General features: G+C 54.1%; 17 protein-coding genes and 1 tRNA gene. 14 read left to right on the forward strand and 4 right to left on the reverse strand.

All coding sequences use genetic code 11. The features are described 5' to 3' along the window. Window positions 1–27: 27 nt before the first annotated feature. From K3729_10525 to K3729_10545, 5 genes are read left to right on the forward strand one after another with little or no spacing between them, the layout of a single operon-like run. Window positions 28–1077 carry a cysteine synthase A gene (locus K3729_10525; protein ID UWQ97913.1) on the forward strand — a complete coding sequence of 350 codons (1050 nt, stop codon included), beginning with the start codon at window positions 28–30 and terminating at the stop codon, window positions 1075–1077. Beyond that, window positions 1074–3548, forward strand: a complete 2475-nt coding sequence (locus K3729_10530) for a DUF3772 domain-containing protein (protein UWQ97914.1) — start codon at window positions 1074–1076, stop codon at window positions 3546–3548. Before K3729_10525 ends, K3729_10530 begins: the two co-directional genes overlap by 4 nt. Continuing rightward, on the forward strand, window positions 3545–4279 hold the full coding sequence (locus tag K3729_10535; GenBank protein ID UWQ97915.1) for an alanyl-tRNA editing protein: 735 nt from the start codon (window positions 3545–3547) through the stop codon (window positions 4277–4279). Before K3729_10530 ends, K3729_10535 begins: the two co-directional genes overlap by 4 nt. Further along, window positions 4276–4896, forward strand: a complete 621-nt coding sequence (locus K3729_10540) for a protease (protein UWQ97916.1) — start codon at window positions 4276–4278, stop codon at window positions 4894–4896. The genes K3729_10535 and K3729_10540 overlap by 4 nt, the downstream gene beginning before the upstream one ends. Next, window positions 4893–5261: a hypothetical protein gene (locus K3729_10545; protein UWQ97917.1), complete on the forward strand. Its 369-nt coding sequence runs from the start codon at window positions 4893–4895 to the stop codon at window positions 5259–5261. Before K3729_10540 ends, K3729_10545 begins: the two co-directional genes overlap by 4 nt. Here the strand turns inward: K3729_10545 and K3729_10550 are convergent. Then, the gene (locus K3729_10550; protein ID UWQ97918.1) at window positions 5258–6400 is read right to left on the reverse strand and encodes an AI-2E family transporter; all 1143 of its coding nucleotides are present in this window, start codon (window positions 6398–6400) and stop codon (window positions 5258–5260) included. The two genes, K3729_10545 and K3729_10550, sit on opposite strands and share 4 nt — an antisense overlap. Window positions 6401–6540: 140 nt before the next feature. On the opposite strand from K3729_10550, the gene K3729_10555 reads away from it, so the two are divergent. Next, window positions 6541–6630, forward strand: a tRNA-Ser gene (locus K3729_10555). A gap of 164 nt (window positions 6631–6794) precedes the next feature. Next, complete coding sequence (locus K3729_10560; GenBank protein ID UWQ97919.1) at window positions 6795–7769, forward strand: hypothetical protein; 975 nt, start codon at window positions 6795–6797, stop codon at window positions 7767–7769. A 172-nt stretch (window positions 7770–7941) separates the two neighbouring features. Here the strand turns inward: K3729_10560 and K3729_10565 are convergent, their stop codons facing one another. Beyond that, a complete protein-coding gene (locus tag K3729_10565) occupies window positions 7942–8457 on the reverse strand; it encodes a single-stranded DNA-binding protein (GenBank protein ID UWQ97920.1) in 516 nt (171 codons plus the stop codon). A gap of 149 nt (window positions 8458–8606) precedes the next feature. Between K3729_10565 and K3729_10570 the strand changes: the two genes are divergently transcribed. After that, on the forward strand, window positions 8607–9194 hold the full coding sequence (locus K3729_10570; protein ID UWQ97921.1) for a lytic transglycosylase domain-containing protein: 588 nt from the start codon (window positions 8607–8609) through the stop codon (window positions 9192–9194). On the opposite strand, the gene K3729_10575 is transcribed toward K3729_10570, so the two are convergent. Next, window positions 9195–10049 carry an AraC family transcriptional regulator gene (locus K3729_10575; protein ID UWQ97922.1) on the reverse strand — a complete coding sequence of 285 codons (855 nt, stop codon included), beginning with the start codon at window positions 10047–10049 and terminating at the stop codon, window positions 9195–9197. Window positions 10050–10113: 64 nt separating this feature from the next. Next, complete coding sequence (gene miaA, locus K3729_10580; GenBank protein ID UWQ97923.1) at window positions 10114–11001, reverse strand: tRNA (adenosine(37)-N6)-dimethylallyltransferase MiaA; 888 nt, start codon at window positions 10999–11001, stop codon at window positions 10114–10116. A gap of 158 nt (window positions 11002–11159) precedes the next feature. On the opposite strand from miaA, the gene pyrH reads away from it, so the two are divergent. The 6 genes from pyrH to rseP all read left to right on the forward strand — a co-directional run bounded on the left by pyrH (window position 11160) and on the right by rseP (window position 16674). Further along, window positions 11160–11885: a UMP kinase gene (gene pyrH, locus K3729_10585; protein ID UWQ97924.1), complete on the forward strand. Its 726-nt coding sequence runs from the start codon at window positions 11160–11162 to the stop codon at window positions 11883–11885. 133 nt (window positions 11886–12018) lie between these two features. Next, window positions 12019–12582, forward strand: coding sequence for a ribosome recycling factor (frr, locus tag K3729_10590; GenBank protein UWQ97925.1), 564 nt, complete (start codon window positions 12019–12021; stop codon window positions 12580–12582). Window positions 12583–12632: 50 nt separating this feature from the next. Further along, a complete protein-coding gene (gene uppS, locus K3729_10595) occupies window positions 12633–13361 on the forward strand; it encodes a di-trans,poly-cis-decaprenylcistransferase (protein ID UWQ97926.1) in 729 nt (242 codons plus the stop codon). Between the two features lies 1 nt (window position 13362). Then, a complete protein-coding gene (locus K3729_10600; protein ID UWR01016.1) occupies window positions 13363–14169 on the forward strand; it encodes a phosphatidate cytidylyltransferase in 807 nt (268 codons plus the stop codon). Then, window positions 14166–15335, forward strand: coding sequence for a 1-deoxy-D-xylulose-5-phosphate reductoisomerase (gene dxr / locus K3729_10605; protein UWQ97927.1), 1170 nt, complete (start codon window positions 14166–14168; stop codon window positions 15333–15335). The genes K3729_10600 and dxr overlap by 4 nt, the downstream gene beginning before the upstream one ends. Before the next feature lie 4 nt (window positions 15336–15339). Beyond that, window positions 15340–16674 carry an RIP metalloprotease RseP gene (gene rseP, locus K3729_10610; GenBank protein UWQ97928.1) on the forward strand — a complete coding sequence of 445 codons (1335 nt, stop codon included), beginning with the start codon at window positions 15340–15342 and terminating at the stop codon, window positions 16672–16674. Window positions 16675–16941: the final 267 nt, after the last annotated feature.

The raw sequence follows: 16941 nt of genomic DNA on the forward strand, positions 1-16941 counted from the left end.
GGGACAACACAAACGAAAGCTCTTTTCATGTCCTCATTCGCGCCCATTAAGTCCGATCTTGCCGCCGCCGTAGGCAACACGCCACTGATCAAATTGCGTGGCGCGTCAGAGGCAACTGGTTGCACCATTCTTGGTAAGGCAGAGTTCATGAACCCTGGTCAATCCGTCAAGGATCGCGCGGCTTTGTTCATCATCCAAGACGCCGTTGCCAAAGGGCTTTTAAAGCCAGGCGGGACGATTGTTGAAGGCACGGCAGGCAATACCGGAATTGGGCTGGCTTTGGTTGGTGCATCGATGGGATTCAAGACGGTTATCGTGATCCCGGAAACGCAATCCGAGGAAAAGAAAGACATGTTGCGGCTGGCCGGCGCGGAACTTGTTCAGGTGCCAGCAGCGCCGTACCGCAATCCGAACAATTTTGTGCGTTATTCTGAACGTCTGGCCAAGGCGTTGGAGCGGACGACGAACGAAGGCGTCATTTGGGCGAACCAATTTGACAACGTGGCCAATCGCCAAGCCCACATTGAAACCACAGGTCCCGAGATTTGGGATCAAACGGACGGCAAGGTAGATGGTTTTATCTGTGCGGTAGGTTCCGGTGGGACGCTGGCTGGTGTTGCCGCGGCTTTGCAGCCGAAGGGCGTGAAGATCGGCTTGGCCGATCCGGATGGTGCAGCGCTTTATAATTACTACACCAAGGGTGAACTGACGATGACCGACGGGTCGTCCATCAATGAAGGCATCGGTCAGGTGCGGATCACTAAGAACCTCGAAGGTCTGAAACCCGATTTCAACTACAATATTCACGATGCTGAGGCGCTGCCTGTTGTCTTTGACATTATGGAAAACGAAGGCCTGTGTCTTGGTGGATCATCCGGTGTAAACGTCGCTGGCGCAATGCGCATGGCGCGGGACATGGGGCCGGGACATACGATCGTGACGATCCTGTGTGATTATGGAACGCGGTATCAATCCAAGCTCTACAACCCGGCGTTCTTGAAAGAAAAAGGCCTGCCTGTACCATCTTGGCTTGAACGCGCTCCCGCAGATATCCCGTCGGTGTTTGAAGACGTATGAGCACACCACCAAAACAGTCAGACAGGCGGCTGATTTGGGCAATTGTAGCCTTTATTCTATGCGTTTGGATTGGCTCTGTTTCGTTCGGCCAAACGGTAGATGATACCGAGACATCGATTGCGGACGCCGGTCATCAGACGATTGGTGACCTGTTAGGGATTGACATCGAATCTTGGTCAAAGGTCGCCACGCGTACTGAAGGTATACTGCTGCGGAACAACACGTCTGCGTTTGGTTTGGATCGTGTCCGCACGGAACTGACGACTTGGCGCGACGTGTTCGCTGACGCCAAGGAAGAAAACGCAGCGCGTCTCGCGACTGTTGAAAGTCAGATCGCGGCATTGGGCACAGTACCTGCCGAGGATGAAACCGAAGCACCGGCTGTGACGGCACGCCGGTCGGAGTTGATTGCTTTTCGTGATGAACTCGCAGCACCCGGATTGCTTGCCGCTGAAGCACATGCACGCGCAGACGGGATGATGAGCGAAGTCGAATCCCAACTGCGTGCACGTCAAACGGCGGCGTTGATGGTGCGCAGTGTATCGCCCTTAAACCCAGTCTATTGGCCTGATGCAGCGTTGCATCTGTTTGATGGCGTCAAAGCCATTGGCAACGAAATCACTGCTGGTGTGGTTAACCGCCAATGGAACAGCACGAATTTAGGGCGATCACTTTGGGCGTTGATTACGATTGGCGGTTCATTTCTGCTTTTCCGACGTACGCAAAAATTCATGGATAATCGCACGTCGTCCACTGCCGACGGCGCGGGGCATTTGGTGTCGGATTTCTTTGGTACGGTGCTGCAAGCATTGATCCCGCTGTTTGGGCTTGTTCTACTGACGTACGGATTAACGACTTTAGATGTGTTCGGTGTGCAGGGTGAAACGGTCCTGCGCGAATTGCCGTTAACAGGTAGCACCATCATTTTGGCGTCCTGGCTGGGTAAGCAATTCTTTCCAATGGGCGACAAGTACGGTCCCTTGAACCAACCAGCAGGGGTTCGGATCAAGACCCGCCGCACGGCTATCATTCTGGCATGGCTCGTAGGGCTTTGGTGGCCGTATTCTGCGTTCGTGTCGTCCGGATCAGATAGCCCAGACGCGATATCGGTGCTTTATTTCCCATTCATTCTGGTCGTGGCCATTGTCCTGTTCCGGTTTTCGACGTTGCTGCGCCATGCCCCTGACGAGGCTGCTGGCGAAGACATCAGCGTCGGGCGGACGCGGTCTGTTGTGGGGCGTGTGGTGCAATTGGTAGCCATCGCAGCGCCCGTTCTGGGCCTATTCGGTTACGATGCCGCAGCAAGGGCTGTGTTGTTCCCGACCTGTATTTCGCTAGGGCTTATCGGGGTGATCATTTACTTGCAGTCACTGTGCTACAGGGTCTACGACCTTTTGTACGGCATCGAGGAAGGACGCAAAAAGGCGCTTGTTCCCGTGGTTGTTGGATTTGTGCTGTTCATCGTTTCACTGCCGATCTTTGCGTTGATTTGGGGTGCCGAACGGTCTGATTTGCTATCGTTCTGGTCTCGGTTCACGGCCGGTTTTTCCATCGGCGAAACCAGTATTTCTCCATCCGATTTCTTGACGTTCGTGCTGATCTTCAGCGTCGGGTACCTTCTGACGGGCTTCATCAAGACGTCATTGCGGTCGTCGGTTTTGCCGCGCACGTCGCTGGATTTAGGCGCGCAAGACGCGATTGTGGCGGGTTTCGGATACGTTGGGATTTTCCTTGCCGCGGTCATCGCAATCACCAGCGCGGGGATTGATTTGTCGAACCTTGCGATTGTGGCGGGTGCATTGTCCGTTGGTATCGGTTTTGGTTTGCAAACGATCGTGTCGAACTTTGTCTCGGGGATCATCCTTTTGATCGAACGTCCCGTAAGCCAAGGAGACTGGATCGAGGTCGGCGACCGTATGGGGTATGTGCGTAATATTTCGGTACGATCCACCCGCATTGAGACCTTTGACCGATCCGACGTGATCGTTCCGAACGCTGACCTGATCAGCAATCAGGTTATCAATTGGACACGTGGAAACCTTGCGGGACGTCTGATCCTACCTATCGGTGTGGCCTACGGAACGGATGTTGATAAGGTCGCAGCTATCCTGAAAGATATCGCAGAGGCGCACCCGATGGTGATCATGACGCCGCCACCGGCGATTATGTTTGTGAACTTTGGTGCTGATGCGTTGGAGTTCGAAATCAGAGCGATTTTGCGGGACGTCAATTTTGTGGTTTCCGTACGATCCGAATTGAATTTTGAAATCTCGCGCCGTTTTGCCGCTGAAAACATCGAAATTCCGTTCGCCCAACGTGACATTTGGTTGCGCAATCCGGAAGTTTTGCGCCAAGCTGATAGCGGGAAACAAGCCGATGACAGTAAAGATATGACCGAAACACCGAAATTCGCACAAGAACCGCATCCAGATGTTGATATGTCTGATCCGGATGCTGGGGATATCACATGACGACGACGCCGTTGTACCTTGAAGACGCTTATCGCCGCGAAGCCGCGACGCGTGTGACCCAAATCACGGATGAAGGCGGCATTGTCCTGGATGCGTCCTTGTTTTACCCGACTTCAGGTGGCCAACCCGGTGATAGCGGTGTTGTCCGTTGGGGGCTTGCCGAAGACGAAAACGCGATTGAAATTGCAACGACCGTCAAAGGGTCCGATGGTCAAATCGTACTTGTGCCAGCTGAACCGTCCGCTTTGCCACCAGAGGGCACGTTGGTCAGACAGGAAATCGCGTGGGATCGCCGTTACAAACATATGCGGGTGCACACGGCACTTCATCTGCTGTCGGTTGTCATTCCCTTGCCCGTGACAGGCGGGTCCATTTCGCCGGACAAAGGGCGTTTGGACTTTGATATGCCAGAAGCGCCAGAAGATCGCGAAGAGATCGAAAAGACACTCAATATGTTGATCGACTGTGATTTCGCCGTGAACGAAGAATGGATCACGGACGCCGAAATGGATGCCAACCCCGGGCTCGTGAAAACGCTTCGTGTGAAACCACCGCGCGGGACTGGACGTGTGCGGTTGGTGCGGATTGGCGTTGGTGATGATACGGCTGATCTGCAACCTTGCGGCGGTACACATGTATCGCGAACATCGGAAATTGGACGCGTGCGGCTTGGCAAAATCGAAAAGAAGGGCAAACAGAACCGCCGGGTCTATTTGCACCTCGACACGTGATCCGGTCAGCGATCTTTCTTGGTGCTGCTATCACTGTATTTGCCGCGACACCCGCCGCCGCCCAAACATTCGAGGGCTGCACAAAGGCGGAACGTGGGATCATCATTGCAGCACTGGATCGGTCGAAACGGCTAGTCCTCACGGCAGCGACCGCGGTTGGTCCAACGCCGGTTTACACAAGGTGGTTTGGCAAGTTTAGTCCGCGCAACGGCGATTTAGTTCGGCGGAACCTCAAAGCGGTCGTGTCAGCAGTCCGGACCGGTCAAGTAAGTGCAGTCTGTGTCAATCACGGTATCGGCCTTTGTGATCAGGACACCTATGCCTTCGTCGATCCTGACGAACACTACGAAGTGAAGCTGTGCCCGAGCTTTTTCCAGATGCAAACGATGAAAGAACTCGACGACGAAAGCGCGGCTGCGGGGAATGGAACGCGGGCAGGGACCCTTATCCACGAAATCACGCACTTCACAGTCGTCGCCGGAACCGATGATATCTGCTATTCGCGCGAAGTCTGTACTGAAATGGCGATTGATGCGCCCCAAGATGCGTTGATCAACGCTGATAGCTATCAGTACTTCGTTGAGGATGTGACGTTTTATGGGGTCGAAGGCGAATGACGTTTCAGATGGCCTGTCGGATTACGGCCTTGGTTGGCGTATTATTGTTCGTTATTCTTGTCGCAGTTCCGGGCAGTTACACCGCAAACTATGGCGTCGCCGCTGATGTGGGTGGCAGTTTCATGGGCCGAAGGGCCAGTCCGCTGTTCTTAGGACTGGCGGTACTACTATGGGGGCTCAGCCAGAACCAAGACCGCGATGTGCAGCGCGTGGTTTGTATTTGTATGATTATAACGTTTGCGGGTGTCGCCTTGACGGGTATCTCTGCGTTCCTTGGTGGGATCGCATCGTCGGTCGTCCTATTAGCTGCGGTCGGTGAACTTTTGATCGCAGCCGCGTTCTGGTACGTTAGGCCGAGGGCCTAGCGGGCAGCACCATGCGGCTGTCTTGGCCGGTCTGGGGTGCGGTACAAAGCTGTTTCTTCCTCCGGCAATCCCTCACGTGATAGCAGAATCGCAATAGGGCGCAGAGCAGGCACATGGCTGCAGACCACCAAGAGCATCACCATGATAGGGACAGACAAGAACATCCCCGGAATACCCCAAACAGCGCCCCAGAACGCAAGTGACAAGATGATCCCAAAGGATGACAGCCGCAATGCGCGTCCCATCATCATCGGATCTATGATGTTCCCGTTGATAAACTGAATGACGCCCGCAATGCTGACAATCACAATTGTCGTGGCGGGATCATGAAACTGGACATGCGCAATGAGCGCTATAAGCGCAGTCGCGATGATCGATCCGACATTGGGCAGGAAATTCAGCATGAATGTGATTAAACCGATCGCAACAGCCAATTCGATGTCGAAGGTCACCGCCAAGGCGTATGTCATAAGGCCGGTCAAAGCACTGACAACCGTTTTGACCAAAAGATAGTAGTTCACACGCCAAATGATCGATGAGATGATCTTGCTGACACGTGCCGCTCTTTGTGGATCGCCGATGAGGTTCACTAGCTTGATGTCGAACCAAATCCGCTCAGCAAAAAGAAATCCGACAAACAAGATGACGAGAACCGCTGCTTGGGTCACGTCACTGGCGCGTCCGGCTAAGGTCCGCGCGTAACTGCCAACGTCGAAAGACTGTAAGGCGCTGAGGATCGCAGCTTCGGTGCCTTCGCCCATGAACCCGAACAATGACGCGACGGCCGTCGGTGCTTGTTCCGCAAAACTGACTGTTGTGATCAGGACGTTGTTGATCTGGGTGAGCATAAAGCCTGATGCCGCCATCAACGCGGCTGCAATCAAGACAAGGGCTGCAATACTCGCGACAACATCCGGCACGCGGAACGGCCCGAGGCGTTGACGTGCAATAAAATCGATCACGGCGCTGGTCAGGCTAAACAACACAATCGCAGTCGCCAGTGACACAAGCATGAACCGCGCCTGAACCAACAAGAACAGAACCACGGCAAAGGCGATAATGATCAACGCAGCAGATTGGACCCGCGCCAAATCGACGGTGCCTTGCTTGTGAGATTGAGGATCGAGTTTGGGCTGCATATGTCCGGCTTAGATGGTGGCGACGACATGCGCAATATAGGCACTAATCGTGTCATCGGTAAGACTTTCGAAAAAGGTGCAAAAACTTGGAACTTAGGGTATTGCAAACCGCCCCCGCTTGGCGATAAACCCCGCGCAACGGACAGGTGGCCGAGTGGTCGAAGGCGCACGCCTGGAAAGTGTGTAGGCGGGAGACCGTCTCCAGGGTTCGAATCCCTGTCTGTCCGCCACTCCCCATCCACAACAATTTCCATAGCTTGATTTTTTCGACAGTTGGACTGAACGAGCTCATTTTCGAGTCTTCAGTTCAAGGTATCGTGCGCGTTTACAGAAATTACGTGACCTGTCCTCTGAAACCTGTCAGCCATTTTGTATTTAGTTCGGGGGATTAGAGATGAACGATACGATTAAAGGCAGCAACAACATGCAGGCGGACTTGATCCAGTTTGCACGGCGCCTGTTGGAAGAGCAGGGCCAGGAAGTGAGCGGTCAGTCCGACAAGCAGATTAAATCGATGTTGGATCAGATACCTCGTAATGATCAGATCAAACTGCTTGCAATGCGCTCTGCATACCGGCTTGCAGGCGGAACGATCGAAGGAACCCAAACGCTGGCGCAGCAGCAGGCAGGTGTTGGTGTTGTGACCGCCGATCCTGCTGCAATGGCTCGGACAATCCGAATGATTGTCAAAAACTTTGACCATTCGACGCCAGACGACGGCAGTGTCTTTTGGACAGGCGTGGACCGCAACAAGCTTCGGTACCTGATCTCGACGTGGAACAAACAACATCCGACGAAGATGTTTGGCCAGCTTGAAGCGACAACAGATACGCGTTTTATGGATGGCGTTTTAGGAGGCGACTGGAATACGGGGGGCGGCAAGACCTATTTTGACGCTGCGTCCGCGGCTTTGGGGCGCGGTGCGACCGGCCACGTGACCAGCGTACAAATGTACGGTTTGCAATCATCGCCCGATAAAATTTTCACCAATGTCGAACTGCCAGCGCTTCTCAAGTCCATGGACGATGATCTCGCGAACAACAAACAGCCCAAAATTACGAACCTGTCCATCATCGTCATCAATCCAATTGGATATCCCGAAACTTGCCGTACGTTCACGAACCTACAGATTTGTAGTATCAACTTGATCAAGAATATTGGGGGCAAGGCGCAGATCTATAATGCGTCTCAAGGGGCTGCCGCAGGGAAAGTTGGGCTGCATGGTCCAACACGCATTCCCGATCGCGTGCGTCACTATTGGCTGCAAAAATATCCGGTGCCAGTCAGCGCGACCGCACAGACGATTGCGCAAAACATTGCATCAATCCTGTATGGGCCTGACCGGTTTGATTTTAATAAGCAGCTCTGAATAATCCGTGACCTTGTCGCGTGTCGGCTTTGTGCCAACGACACGCAATGGGTCATGCTTGGGAGTGCGATGCGCTAGTCGAGTCGTTTGCTACCTTGGCGGGTCTGATTTGACCTGGCGAAAATTCTGCCCGCATCAAAAAAGGGCCGGCGAAGCCGACCCCTGATATTTTTTAGAACGGGATTTCATCGTCCAGGTCGGACCGGCTACTGCCGCCGCCACCTGAATCGCGACCGCCACCGCTTGGGCCGCTGTCATACCCGCCGCCACTACCACCGCCGTAGCCGCCGCTGTCACCACCGTAGCCGCCACCACCGCCGCCGCCTTGGCTGTCGCCACGGCCGTCAAGCATCGTCAGCACGCCGCCAAAACCTTGCAGAACAACTTCTGTCGAATATTTGTCCTGACCGGACTGGTCCTGCCATTTACGTGTTTGCAAAGCGCCTTCGATGTACACTTTGGAACCCTTGCGCAGGTACTGCTCTGCGATACGGACAAGGCCGTCGTTGAAAATCGCGACCGAATGCCATTCCGTCTTTTCGCGGCGTTCGCCTGTGTTTTTGTCTTTCCAAGTCTCAGAGGTCGCGATGCGCAAGTTGCACACCTTTCCGCCATTCTGAAACGAACGGACTTCAGGGTCGCGGCCCAGATTCCCAATCAAGATAACTTTGTTGACCGATCCAGCCATGTCTAAACTCCCCAGCGATTCTGCATATTCGATTTGGCGCAATCTACGTTTCTCCGCTCAGAGTTAATAGTCCGTTGACACGAGAGATTGGCAATTTCTGGAAAAGTTATTAGGTTCGCGGCAAGCGACACATTGTAAGGCGCCTGTTTATGAAAAAAGTAACCGTGTTTTTGGCGACCTTCGGGATGTTTGCGGGATCCGTCGTTTGGGCTGATACCGTGTCGACCCGCACCCGTTCAGGATTGTTGCAAAGCCAGTTGTCCGTATTGGATGGTCGCGCAACGTCACAATATTCCAGTTCGATCCGGCTTCAACCGCCACGGGCCATTGTGCCATCGGCGCAGCCGCAGACGCCTGCATACACCGGCCGGTACAAAGGCCCGTTTCTGAATGTCGCGCGGTCTGCCGCACAGCGGCACCAAATTCCTGAAGATTTGTTCTTGCGCCTCGTTCAGCAGGAAAGCGGCTGGAATGCCAATGCGGTTTCGGTCAAAGGCGCGCTCGGCCTCGCCCAATTAATGCCAGATACGGCGCGAGGCTTGGGCGTTGATCCACGTGATGCCGCGCAAAATCTTGAAGGCGGCGCACGCTACCTGAAGGCGCAATACGACAAATTTGGTGATTGGCGTCTCGCACTTGCAGCTTACAATGCAGGGCCGGGTGCCGTTGAGCGGTACAACGGCATTCCGCCGTACAATGAAACCCAGAACTATGTGCGCGTCATTTTCGGTAGCTGATTAAACAGGCCGCAACCCTTTACCAGCGCCGTTCTTACGGAAATGCGATGGTGTGTGGCCCATTTTGGCCTGGAAGCTGCGCGTAAAGTAAGCAGCGGATCGAAAACCAAGGTCTTTGGCAATGTCAGCGACAGGCGTATCCGTTTCGCGCAGAAGCAGGCAAGCCTCATAGGTGATCCGGTCGCGCAGCAGTGCCAGTGCCGATCTGCCGCATGTTTGATTGCAGCAGCGGGTCAGGTGGGTTGGTGTTACGCCCAGTGCAGCTGCAAAATCCGCGACACCCTGTGCCGTTTTGTAATCTCGTTCGATCAGGTCCGTATAAGCCGCAACCAGTCGCGCAGCTGTGCCTTCAGTACGATCATCAACGGCCCGCACTTGGGTGAGCGCCATTTGACGTTCGAAGAAAACAGACAGCAGTCCCAAGTGGTAATGTGCGGCGCGGGAATGCGTCTGTTGCGTAGCGGTGAGTTCTTGTTCGATTGCTTCGAACATCGTTGCGGCCTGTTTTTGACCTTGAACGTCGCGGAGCCGCAGATGAACCGGTTCATCAGGCCATTCGCCCGCCATTGCGTTTGGAATGGTGAGCATGGTGCCAAAAACGGTTGGACCTGCCTCATATCCATACATCACATTTGCGGGCAGATAGATCAGGTTGTTTGGCCCATAGCCGTGCGTCATGCCGGCGACCGTAATGCGGCCCTGTCCTTTGGTGATGAACAAAAGACGGGGCGACGCGTGACTCCGCATGGCTTCGGTGCGCCAGTTGCCAGCCAATTGGTTGTACGCAATAGGCGTCATGGAAAGCGAAGTCGATTGCATCGTCTTAACCGACGGTTGTGATCTTGGCAGTGTCATTGCATGTCCCCACAGCAGCTATGTACAATTCTGCCAAGCAAAAACCCTTAAAACAATGGGGAATTCATGTTTGAAATGTGAAATCTGTGGACAAATCTGTGGATGAAATCGGTATTGTTGACCAATCCTTCATTCGTGCGCGGAACCAGGTTCTTTGACGCTTTGCGTATCGGCGTGACGCAATGATTGCAGCTTCACGTGCTTGGGCGAGCGACATCGTACCTTTCAGGTGCGCTATCAGTTCCGGTGCGCCGATCGCCTTCGACGACAAATGATCGGGATTCCAAGTGGCCAACATCGCCTCTGCTTCGGCAAGCGCACCCGCTTCCAACATCAAATCAAAGCGCTGTTCGATCCTTGGCGTTAGCCATTCTTTCGGTGCATCTAAAACGATAGGTGTAACGTCTGCCAATGGCAGTAAAGGGGCAGGGGTATTGTCTTGCCAGTCTGCCAAAGTCCGACCGGTGGTCGTCAGAACTTCCCAAGCACGCTGCACACGGACCGGGTTCTTTGTGTCGATCCGCGCGGTTGTTTCGGGGTCAAGTTCGGCCAACATCTCTCGGTAGTCTTGGGCATCTGCTTGTGCGCGTACCTCGGCTGGTGTCGGCGGAATATCTGCCAAACCTTCGGTCAATGCCGTCAGGTACAGACCTGTGCCCCCCACAATGATCGGGCGTTCACCGTCTAACAGCTTGGCCACATCACGCAGCCAGTGTCCGACCGAATAGCTGCCATCGAACGGGACATGTCCGTATAACGCATGTGGGGCACGCGCGAGATCCGCATCGTCTGGTCGTGCTGTTACAATGCGCCAGCCGTCAAATACCTGTAATGCATCAGCATTTACGATCACCCCGCCTTGAGTCTCGGCGATATGTAGCGCAAGGGCGGACTTACCTGACGCCGTCGGCCCTGCGATCACAACTGGCCTGTCTTTCGAAATTGTAATCATGTCAGTCGATTAGGCCTTCTGTGGCGGTTCGTCGTGTGGCGTCGTCGTATCAATCGCGATCAATAGGGATTTCCGTCACTCTGCCATTGTACCCAAGCCGTTTTTGCGACATTTTGCGCGAAGTTGGAAGACACGCATTGATCATAGGGGCACACATCATGGCGGACACCGAAAAAGCAACATACAAACGGGTGATGTTGAAGATCTCGGGCGAGGCTTTGATGGGCGACACCGCCTTTGGTCTGCATCCGCCAACAGTCCAGCGGATCGCCAAAGAAGTGAAAACTGTCCACGACATGGGCGTTGAAATTTGCATGGTGATCGGTGGCGGCAATATCTTCCGCGGACTTCAGGGGTCTGCCCAAGGGATGGAGCGCACCACTGCGGACTACATGGGGATGCTCGCCACTGTGATGAACGCGCTTGCGATGCAATCAGCCTTGGAAGAACTCAACATCCATACACGTGTCATTTCGGCAATCACAATGAACGAAGTGGCGGAGCCCTACATCCGCCGCCGTGCCGTGCGCCACCTCGAAAAGAAGCGTGTTTGCATCTTTGCGGCCGGGACGGGCAACCCGTATTTCACGACAGACACTGCGGCGACCCTGCGAGCCAATGAGATGAACTGCGAAGCGATCTTTAAGGGGACGAAGGTCGATGGCGTCTACGACAAAGATCCAGCCAAGTACGATGATGCAGAACGCTATGACAAAGTCAGCTATGACGAAGTCCTGCAAAAGCACCTTGGCGTGATGGACGCATCCGCAATTGCGCTTGCCCGCGACAACCACCTTCCGATTGTTGTTTTCAGCTTGGATGAACCGGGCGGCTTCCGCGGTATCCTTGCGGGAACGGGTACTTCGACGGTTGTGCACGACTAACGTGCAACTTTAGGCCAAATCTTGCGTAACTCTTATAGGGTGCTGATTGTTGCATCCTATACAGATGACGTTTTTTAACGTATAGCGACGGAAATCATGCGGGGCAGAAGCCCCAGAAGTAAGAGCAGAACACATGTCAGACGATTTTGAACTTGATACCGACGACCTTGGCCGCCGTATGGATGGTGCAATTGCAAACCTGCGCGTCGAACTTGCGTCCTTGCGGACAGGCCGCGCGTCCGGCTCTATGTTGGAACCTGTTATGGTTGACGCTTACGGGTCAATGACCCCAATCAACCAAGTCGGGACAGTGAACGTGCCTGAACCGCGGATGGTGACGATCAACGTGTGGGACAAGGGCCTTGTAGGTAAAGTCGAAAAAGCGATCCGCGAAAGCGGTTTGGGTATTAACCCACAGCTGAACGGCACGATCATTATGTTGCCAATTCCCGAGTTGAACGAAGAACGTCGTCGCGAGCTGGGCAAAGTTGCTGGTGGTTATGCGGAAAACGCGCGCGTTTCCGTGCGGAACCTGCGCCGTGACGGTATGGACCAGATCAAAAAAGCCAAGGCCGACGGGATGTCCGAGGACGATCAGAAGTTCTGGGAACAAGAAGTCCAAGATCTGACCGATAAATACATCAAGATCGTTGATCAAACGGTTGAAAGTAAACAAGAAGAGATCATGCAGGTTTAAGTCGACTTTAGCTGATCCAAACCGAGCATTCACTGGAAGGAGGCCACAAGATGGCCAAAGACCTGAACCCCGAACAAACCGGCCCCGGCCACGTTGCGATCATCATGGATGGCAACGGACGTTGGGCGCAACAGCGGAATCGGCCGCGTTTGTTCGGTCATCACGCTGGCGCGAAACGCGTTCGTGAAATCGTGAATGCTTGTCCAGACATCGGCGTCAAATACCTGACGATCTTTGCTTTTTCGACTGAGAACTGGAAACGGACCCAGACCGAAGTTTCGGGTCTAATGCGTCTGTTCCGTCGTTACATTGAACGCGAAGCGCGTGATTTGCTCGAAGAAGGCGTGCGCGTCCGTTTCATCGGTGATCGCATGAAGCTGGATGCGAAACTCGTGACGCTGATGGATAATCTCGAATTGCTCACGTCAAACAATGACCGTGTCCATTTGACGATTGCGCTGAACTACGGTGGTCGTGATGAAGTGACGCGCGCCGCCAAGAAGATGGCCTTTGAGATCGAACAGGGCCGGTTGACACATAAAGATGTCGATGCGGAAACCCTTGCGAAATTCCTCGATACGCAGTTCCTGCCTGATCCGGATCTTGTGATCCGTACAAGCGGTGAAGCACGGATTTCGAATTTCTTGCTGTGGCAATCTGCTTACGCGGAATACGAATTTGTCGACACGCTTTGGCCGGATTTTTCTGCCGAAGAATTTGGTAAGGTTGTGGGCAATTTTGGCAGCCGCGAACGCCGTTATGGCGCGGTTTCTGCCTAAGATGTCGGACGAAACGCCTGCCCAAGCGGCAAAATGGGATGATCTGACCGTTCGGATCACATCCGCTGTCTTAATGACATTTGTCGGCGCGGTCGGCGTTATCCTCGGCGGGCATTGGTTCCAGATGATGGTCGTTTTTGTGACGGCTGTGATGGTCTGGGAGCTGTGGATGATGATCCGTCCGGAATCCGCAACGTCGGGTATGTTGTTGGCTGCATTGGTTGCATCGGTGATGTCGGGCCAGTTGCTGGACGAAACATGGCTTGGTCTTGCGTTGTTTCTTGTGGTGCCAAGCGTCGGCGCATTCTATTTGCGCAAGGAAAAGGTCACGTTCTTTTTCTTCGCGCTCGGCATCCAAGTCGCAGGTTGGGGATTAGTCAGTTTTCGCGGCGATTACGGGTTCACTTGGATTTTATGGTTAATGACTGTCGTGATCGCGACGGACGTGTTTGGCTATTTCGCAGGCCGTACGCTTGGCGGGCCGAAGTTTTGGCCGTCGATTAGCCCCAAGAAAACATGGAGCGGGACATCCGCAGGTTGGATTGCCGCAGGTGTCGTCGGGTTCATCTTTACACTGTTTACCAATGCGGGCTGGTCCATCGTTTGGATTTCGATGGTGCTCAGCTTTGCCAGCCAAATGGGTGATATCGCGGAAAGCGCGCTGAAGCGGCGGATGCGGGTTAAGGATAGTTCGACCCTGATCCCAGGTCACGGTGGCCTGTTTGACCGGTTCGATGCATTGCTCGGTGCGGCGTTGTTTATGCTGTTGGTCGCTTACGTCTTCAATGTTCCCGGAGTGGCCTTTTGAAGACTGTCAGCGTTTTTGGAGCGACAGGATCGATTGGTCAAAATACGCTCGACCTGATTAAGCGCGATCCACAAGCATATGATGTTGTTACCTTAACCGGTGGTCGCAATGTGGCGCAACTGGCTGCAGATGCGATTGCGTTAAATGCAGATGTTGCAGTCATTGACGATCCGGATTGTTACACTGAGCTGAAGAACCTTCTATGGGGGAGCGATGTCGAAGCTGCGTCTGGCAGTGCAGCAATCGTGGAAGCGGCCAAGCGGCCGTGCGATTGGACAATGTCTGCGATCGTCGGTGCAGCAGGCTTGGCCCCAGGTTGGGCTGCATTGGAACAAGGTAAAACGCTGGCGCTAGCGAACAAGGAATCGCTTGTGACCGCTGGCCCCATACTCATGGATCACGCGAACCAGCACGGGGCCACGGTGCTTCCCGTCGATAGTGAACATTCTGCCGTCTTTCAGGCGTTGATCGGCGAAGATATCGCAGCGGTCGAACGGATCATCATCACGGCGTCAGGCGGTGCATTCCGTGATTGGCCGCTCGAGGATTTGCCGAACGCATCCTTGGCCGAAGCATCAAGCCACCCGAATTGGGACATGGGACAACGGATCACGATCGACAGCGCATCGATGTTTAACAAAGCGATGGAACTGATCGAAACCAAAGAGTTTTTCGGCGTCCGTCCTGATCAGATCGAAACGATTATCCATCCCGAAAGCTTGATCCATGCACTTGTCGGTTTCAACGACGGGGCGCTGATGGCGCACGTCGGTCCGCACGATATGCGGCACGCGATTGGATTCGCGCTGAATTGGCCGGTGCGCAAAGACTTACCTGTTCAACGTCTGGACCTTGCCGCAATAGGATCGCTTAACTTCAAAGCGCCCGAAGATGCGCGTTATCCCGCCTTACAAATCGCGCGTGACGTGATGGACGAAGGCGGTCTTATGGGCGCTGCGTTTACGGCTGCTAAAGAACAAGCACTTGATAGTTTCATCGCCGGCGATATCGGTTTTATGGACATGGCGCCGGTAGTGGCGAAAGCTTTGGACACCATGACGTCGCGCGACGGGCTGAAAAATGTCAAAATGACATTAGATACGGTCAATGAAATAGACCAACTTGCGCGCGTGCGTGCAATCGAGATCACAAAAACACTGAGGTAGACCTTTGGACCTGACACAAATCTTGCCTGCCCTTGGTGGCACGGCGTGGACATTGATCTTCTTTGTGATCGCGCTTTCGGTAATCGTCGCGATCCATGAATACGGTCATTATATCGTTGGGCGTTGGTCTGGGATCCATGCAGAGGTATTCAGCCTCGGGTTTGGGCCGGTTATCTTTGCGCGCACGGATAAACACGGAACCGTTTGGCAAATCGCGGCCTTACCTTTCGGCGGATACGTGAAATTTCTTGGCGATGCGAATGCCGCGAGTGTCGGATCGGACGGCACAGTCTCGGAAGCTGATATGCGCCGGACAATGACGGGTGCACCCTTGTGGGCAAGGGCTGCGACGGTTGCCGCGGGTCCGATCTTTAACTTCATTCTCGCGATTGCCATCTTCGCTGGCTATTTGATGTGGCAAGGAGCGGACAAAACGCCGCTGACGTATGGGTCAGCCCCCGAATTGCCTGCGATCTATCAATCAGAGCTGCAACGCGGCGACGAGATCATCGCAATCGGTGGCATACCAATGAACGACAACGATGCCTCAACGGGCACGCTGGATGATATTCCTGTATCGCCAACAGTTGATTACGACATCCGTCGGGATGGCGTCGACATGACGGTGCAGGGTCCGTTCCCGATTTTACCATTGGTCAGTGGCATTGCGCCACGGTCTGCCGCTGATGATGCAGGTGTGCGGATCGGCGATTTTATTCTTGCCGCAGACGGTGAGCCCATCATTGCGTTCCGTGATCTTGTTGCGGCGAAGGATGCGGCAGGCGAAAAACCGCTGGAATTGACCGTCCTGCGTGGCGACGAAACGCTGACGTTGTCCATGGCTGCACGCGCGGTCGATCTGCCGTTGCCCGAAGGCGGGTTCGAACAACGGTTCTTGATCGGCATCAACGGTGGCATCTTCTTCGAAGCAGAACGCGATTCTGTCGGGCTGTGGACCGCTTTGAAATCCGGAACCCAGCAGTTGTGGTGGCGGATTACAACGTCGTTGTCAGGATTATGGCATCTTATGACGGGCGCAATTTCCAGCTGTAACCTGTCTGGTCCAGTTGGAATCGCGCAAACGTCCGGTTCTATGGCACAGCAAGGGGCAGGGAGTTTTGTTCTCTTTATCGGCATTCTGTCCGCCGCCGTGGGTCTTCTAAACCTGTTCCCGATTCCCGTATTGGACGGCGGGCACCTTGTTTTCCATGCCTACGAGGCCGTCACACGCCGGAAACCGTCCGAATTTGCATTGCGCGTTCTGATGTCCGGTGGGCTGGCTATCATTGCGACACTGATGATCTTTGCATTGCTGAATGATCTGATCCTTTGCCCTTGATCGGTCACAGGGCTGCCCAGATGTTGCCTTAATTCGCAGTCACAGTGTGCACAGCAATGCACAGGAGTGACCAATGCAGACGATTGCACAAGGCTACAAAAGCGTATCCCTTCTCGTTGAACTCAACTGGGATCGTATTTTGACGACCGCGACAGTGATTGGATCACTGTATGCTGGCGCCTACATTATGCTTGGCTAATTCATTCACCAAATGATGTGGACGATGATTGAACGCACCCCAACGGGTGCGTTTTGTGCTTTTGACAA

It is taken from the genome of Rhodobacteraceae bacterium S2214, assembly GCA_025141675.1.
Classification (GTDB): Bacteria; Pseudomonadota; Alphaproteobacteria; order Rhodobacterales; family Rhodobacteraceae; genus Yoonia.

Coding starts and splice junctions, on each gene's coding strand:
- K3729_10525 (UWQ97913.1), top strand. CDS start 28: ATGTCCTCATTCGCGCCCATTAAGTCCGATCTTGCCGCCGCCGTAGGC.
- K3729_10530 (UWQ97914.1), top strand. CDS start 1,074: ATGAGCACACCACCAAAACAGTCAGACAGGCGGCTGATTTGGGCAATT.
- K3729_10535 (UWQ97915.1), top strand. CDS start 3,545: ATGACGACGACGCCGTTGTACCTTGAAGACGCTTATCGCCGCGAAGCC.
- K3729_10545 (UWQ97917.1), top strand. CDS start 4,893: ATGACGTTTCAGATGGCCTGTCGGATTACGGCCTTGGTTGGCGTATTA.
- K3729_10550 (UWQ97918.1), bottom strand. CDS start 6,400: ATGCAGCCCAAACTCGATCCTCAATCTCACAAGCAAGGCACCGTCGAT.
- K3729_10560 (UWQ97919.1), top strand. CDS start 6,795: ATGAACGATACGATTAAAGGCAGCAACAACATGCAGGCGGACTTGATC.
- K3729_10565 (UWQ97920.1), bottom strand. CDS start 8,457: ATGGCTGGATCGGTCAACAAAGTTATCTTGATTGGGAATCTGGGCCGC.
- K3729_10570 (UWQ97921.1), top strand. CDS start 8,607: ATGAAAAAAGTAACCGTGTTTTTGGCGACCTTCGGGATGTTTGCGGGA.
- K3729_10575 (UWQ97922.1), bottom strand. CDS start 10,049: ATGACACTGCCAAGATCACAACCGTCGGTTAAGACGATGCAATCGACT.
- miaA (UWQ97923.1), bottom strand. CDS start 11,001: ATGATTACAATTTCGAAAGACAGGCCAGTTGTGATCGCAGGGCCGACG.
- pyrH (UWQ97924.1), top strand. CDS start 11,160: ATGGCGGACACCGAAAAAGCAACATACAAACGGGTGATGTTGAAGATC.
- frr (UWQ97925.1), top strand. CDS start 12,019: ATGTCAGACGATTTTGAACTTGATACCGACGACCTTGGCCGCCGTATG.
- uppS (UWQ97926.1), top strand. CDS start 12,633: ATGGCCAAAGACCTGAACCCCGAACAAACCGGCCCCGGCCACGTTGCG.
- K3729_10600 (UWR01016.1), top strand. CDS start 13,363: ATGTCGGACGAAACGCCTGCCCAAGCGGCAAAATGGGATGATCTGACC.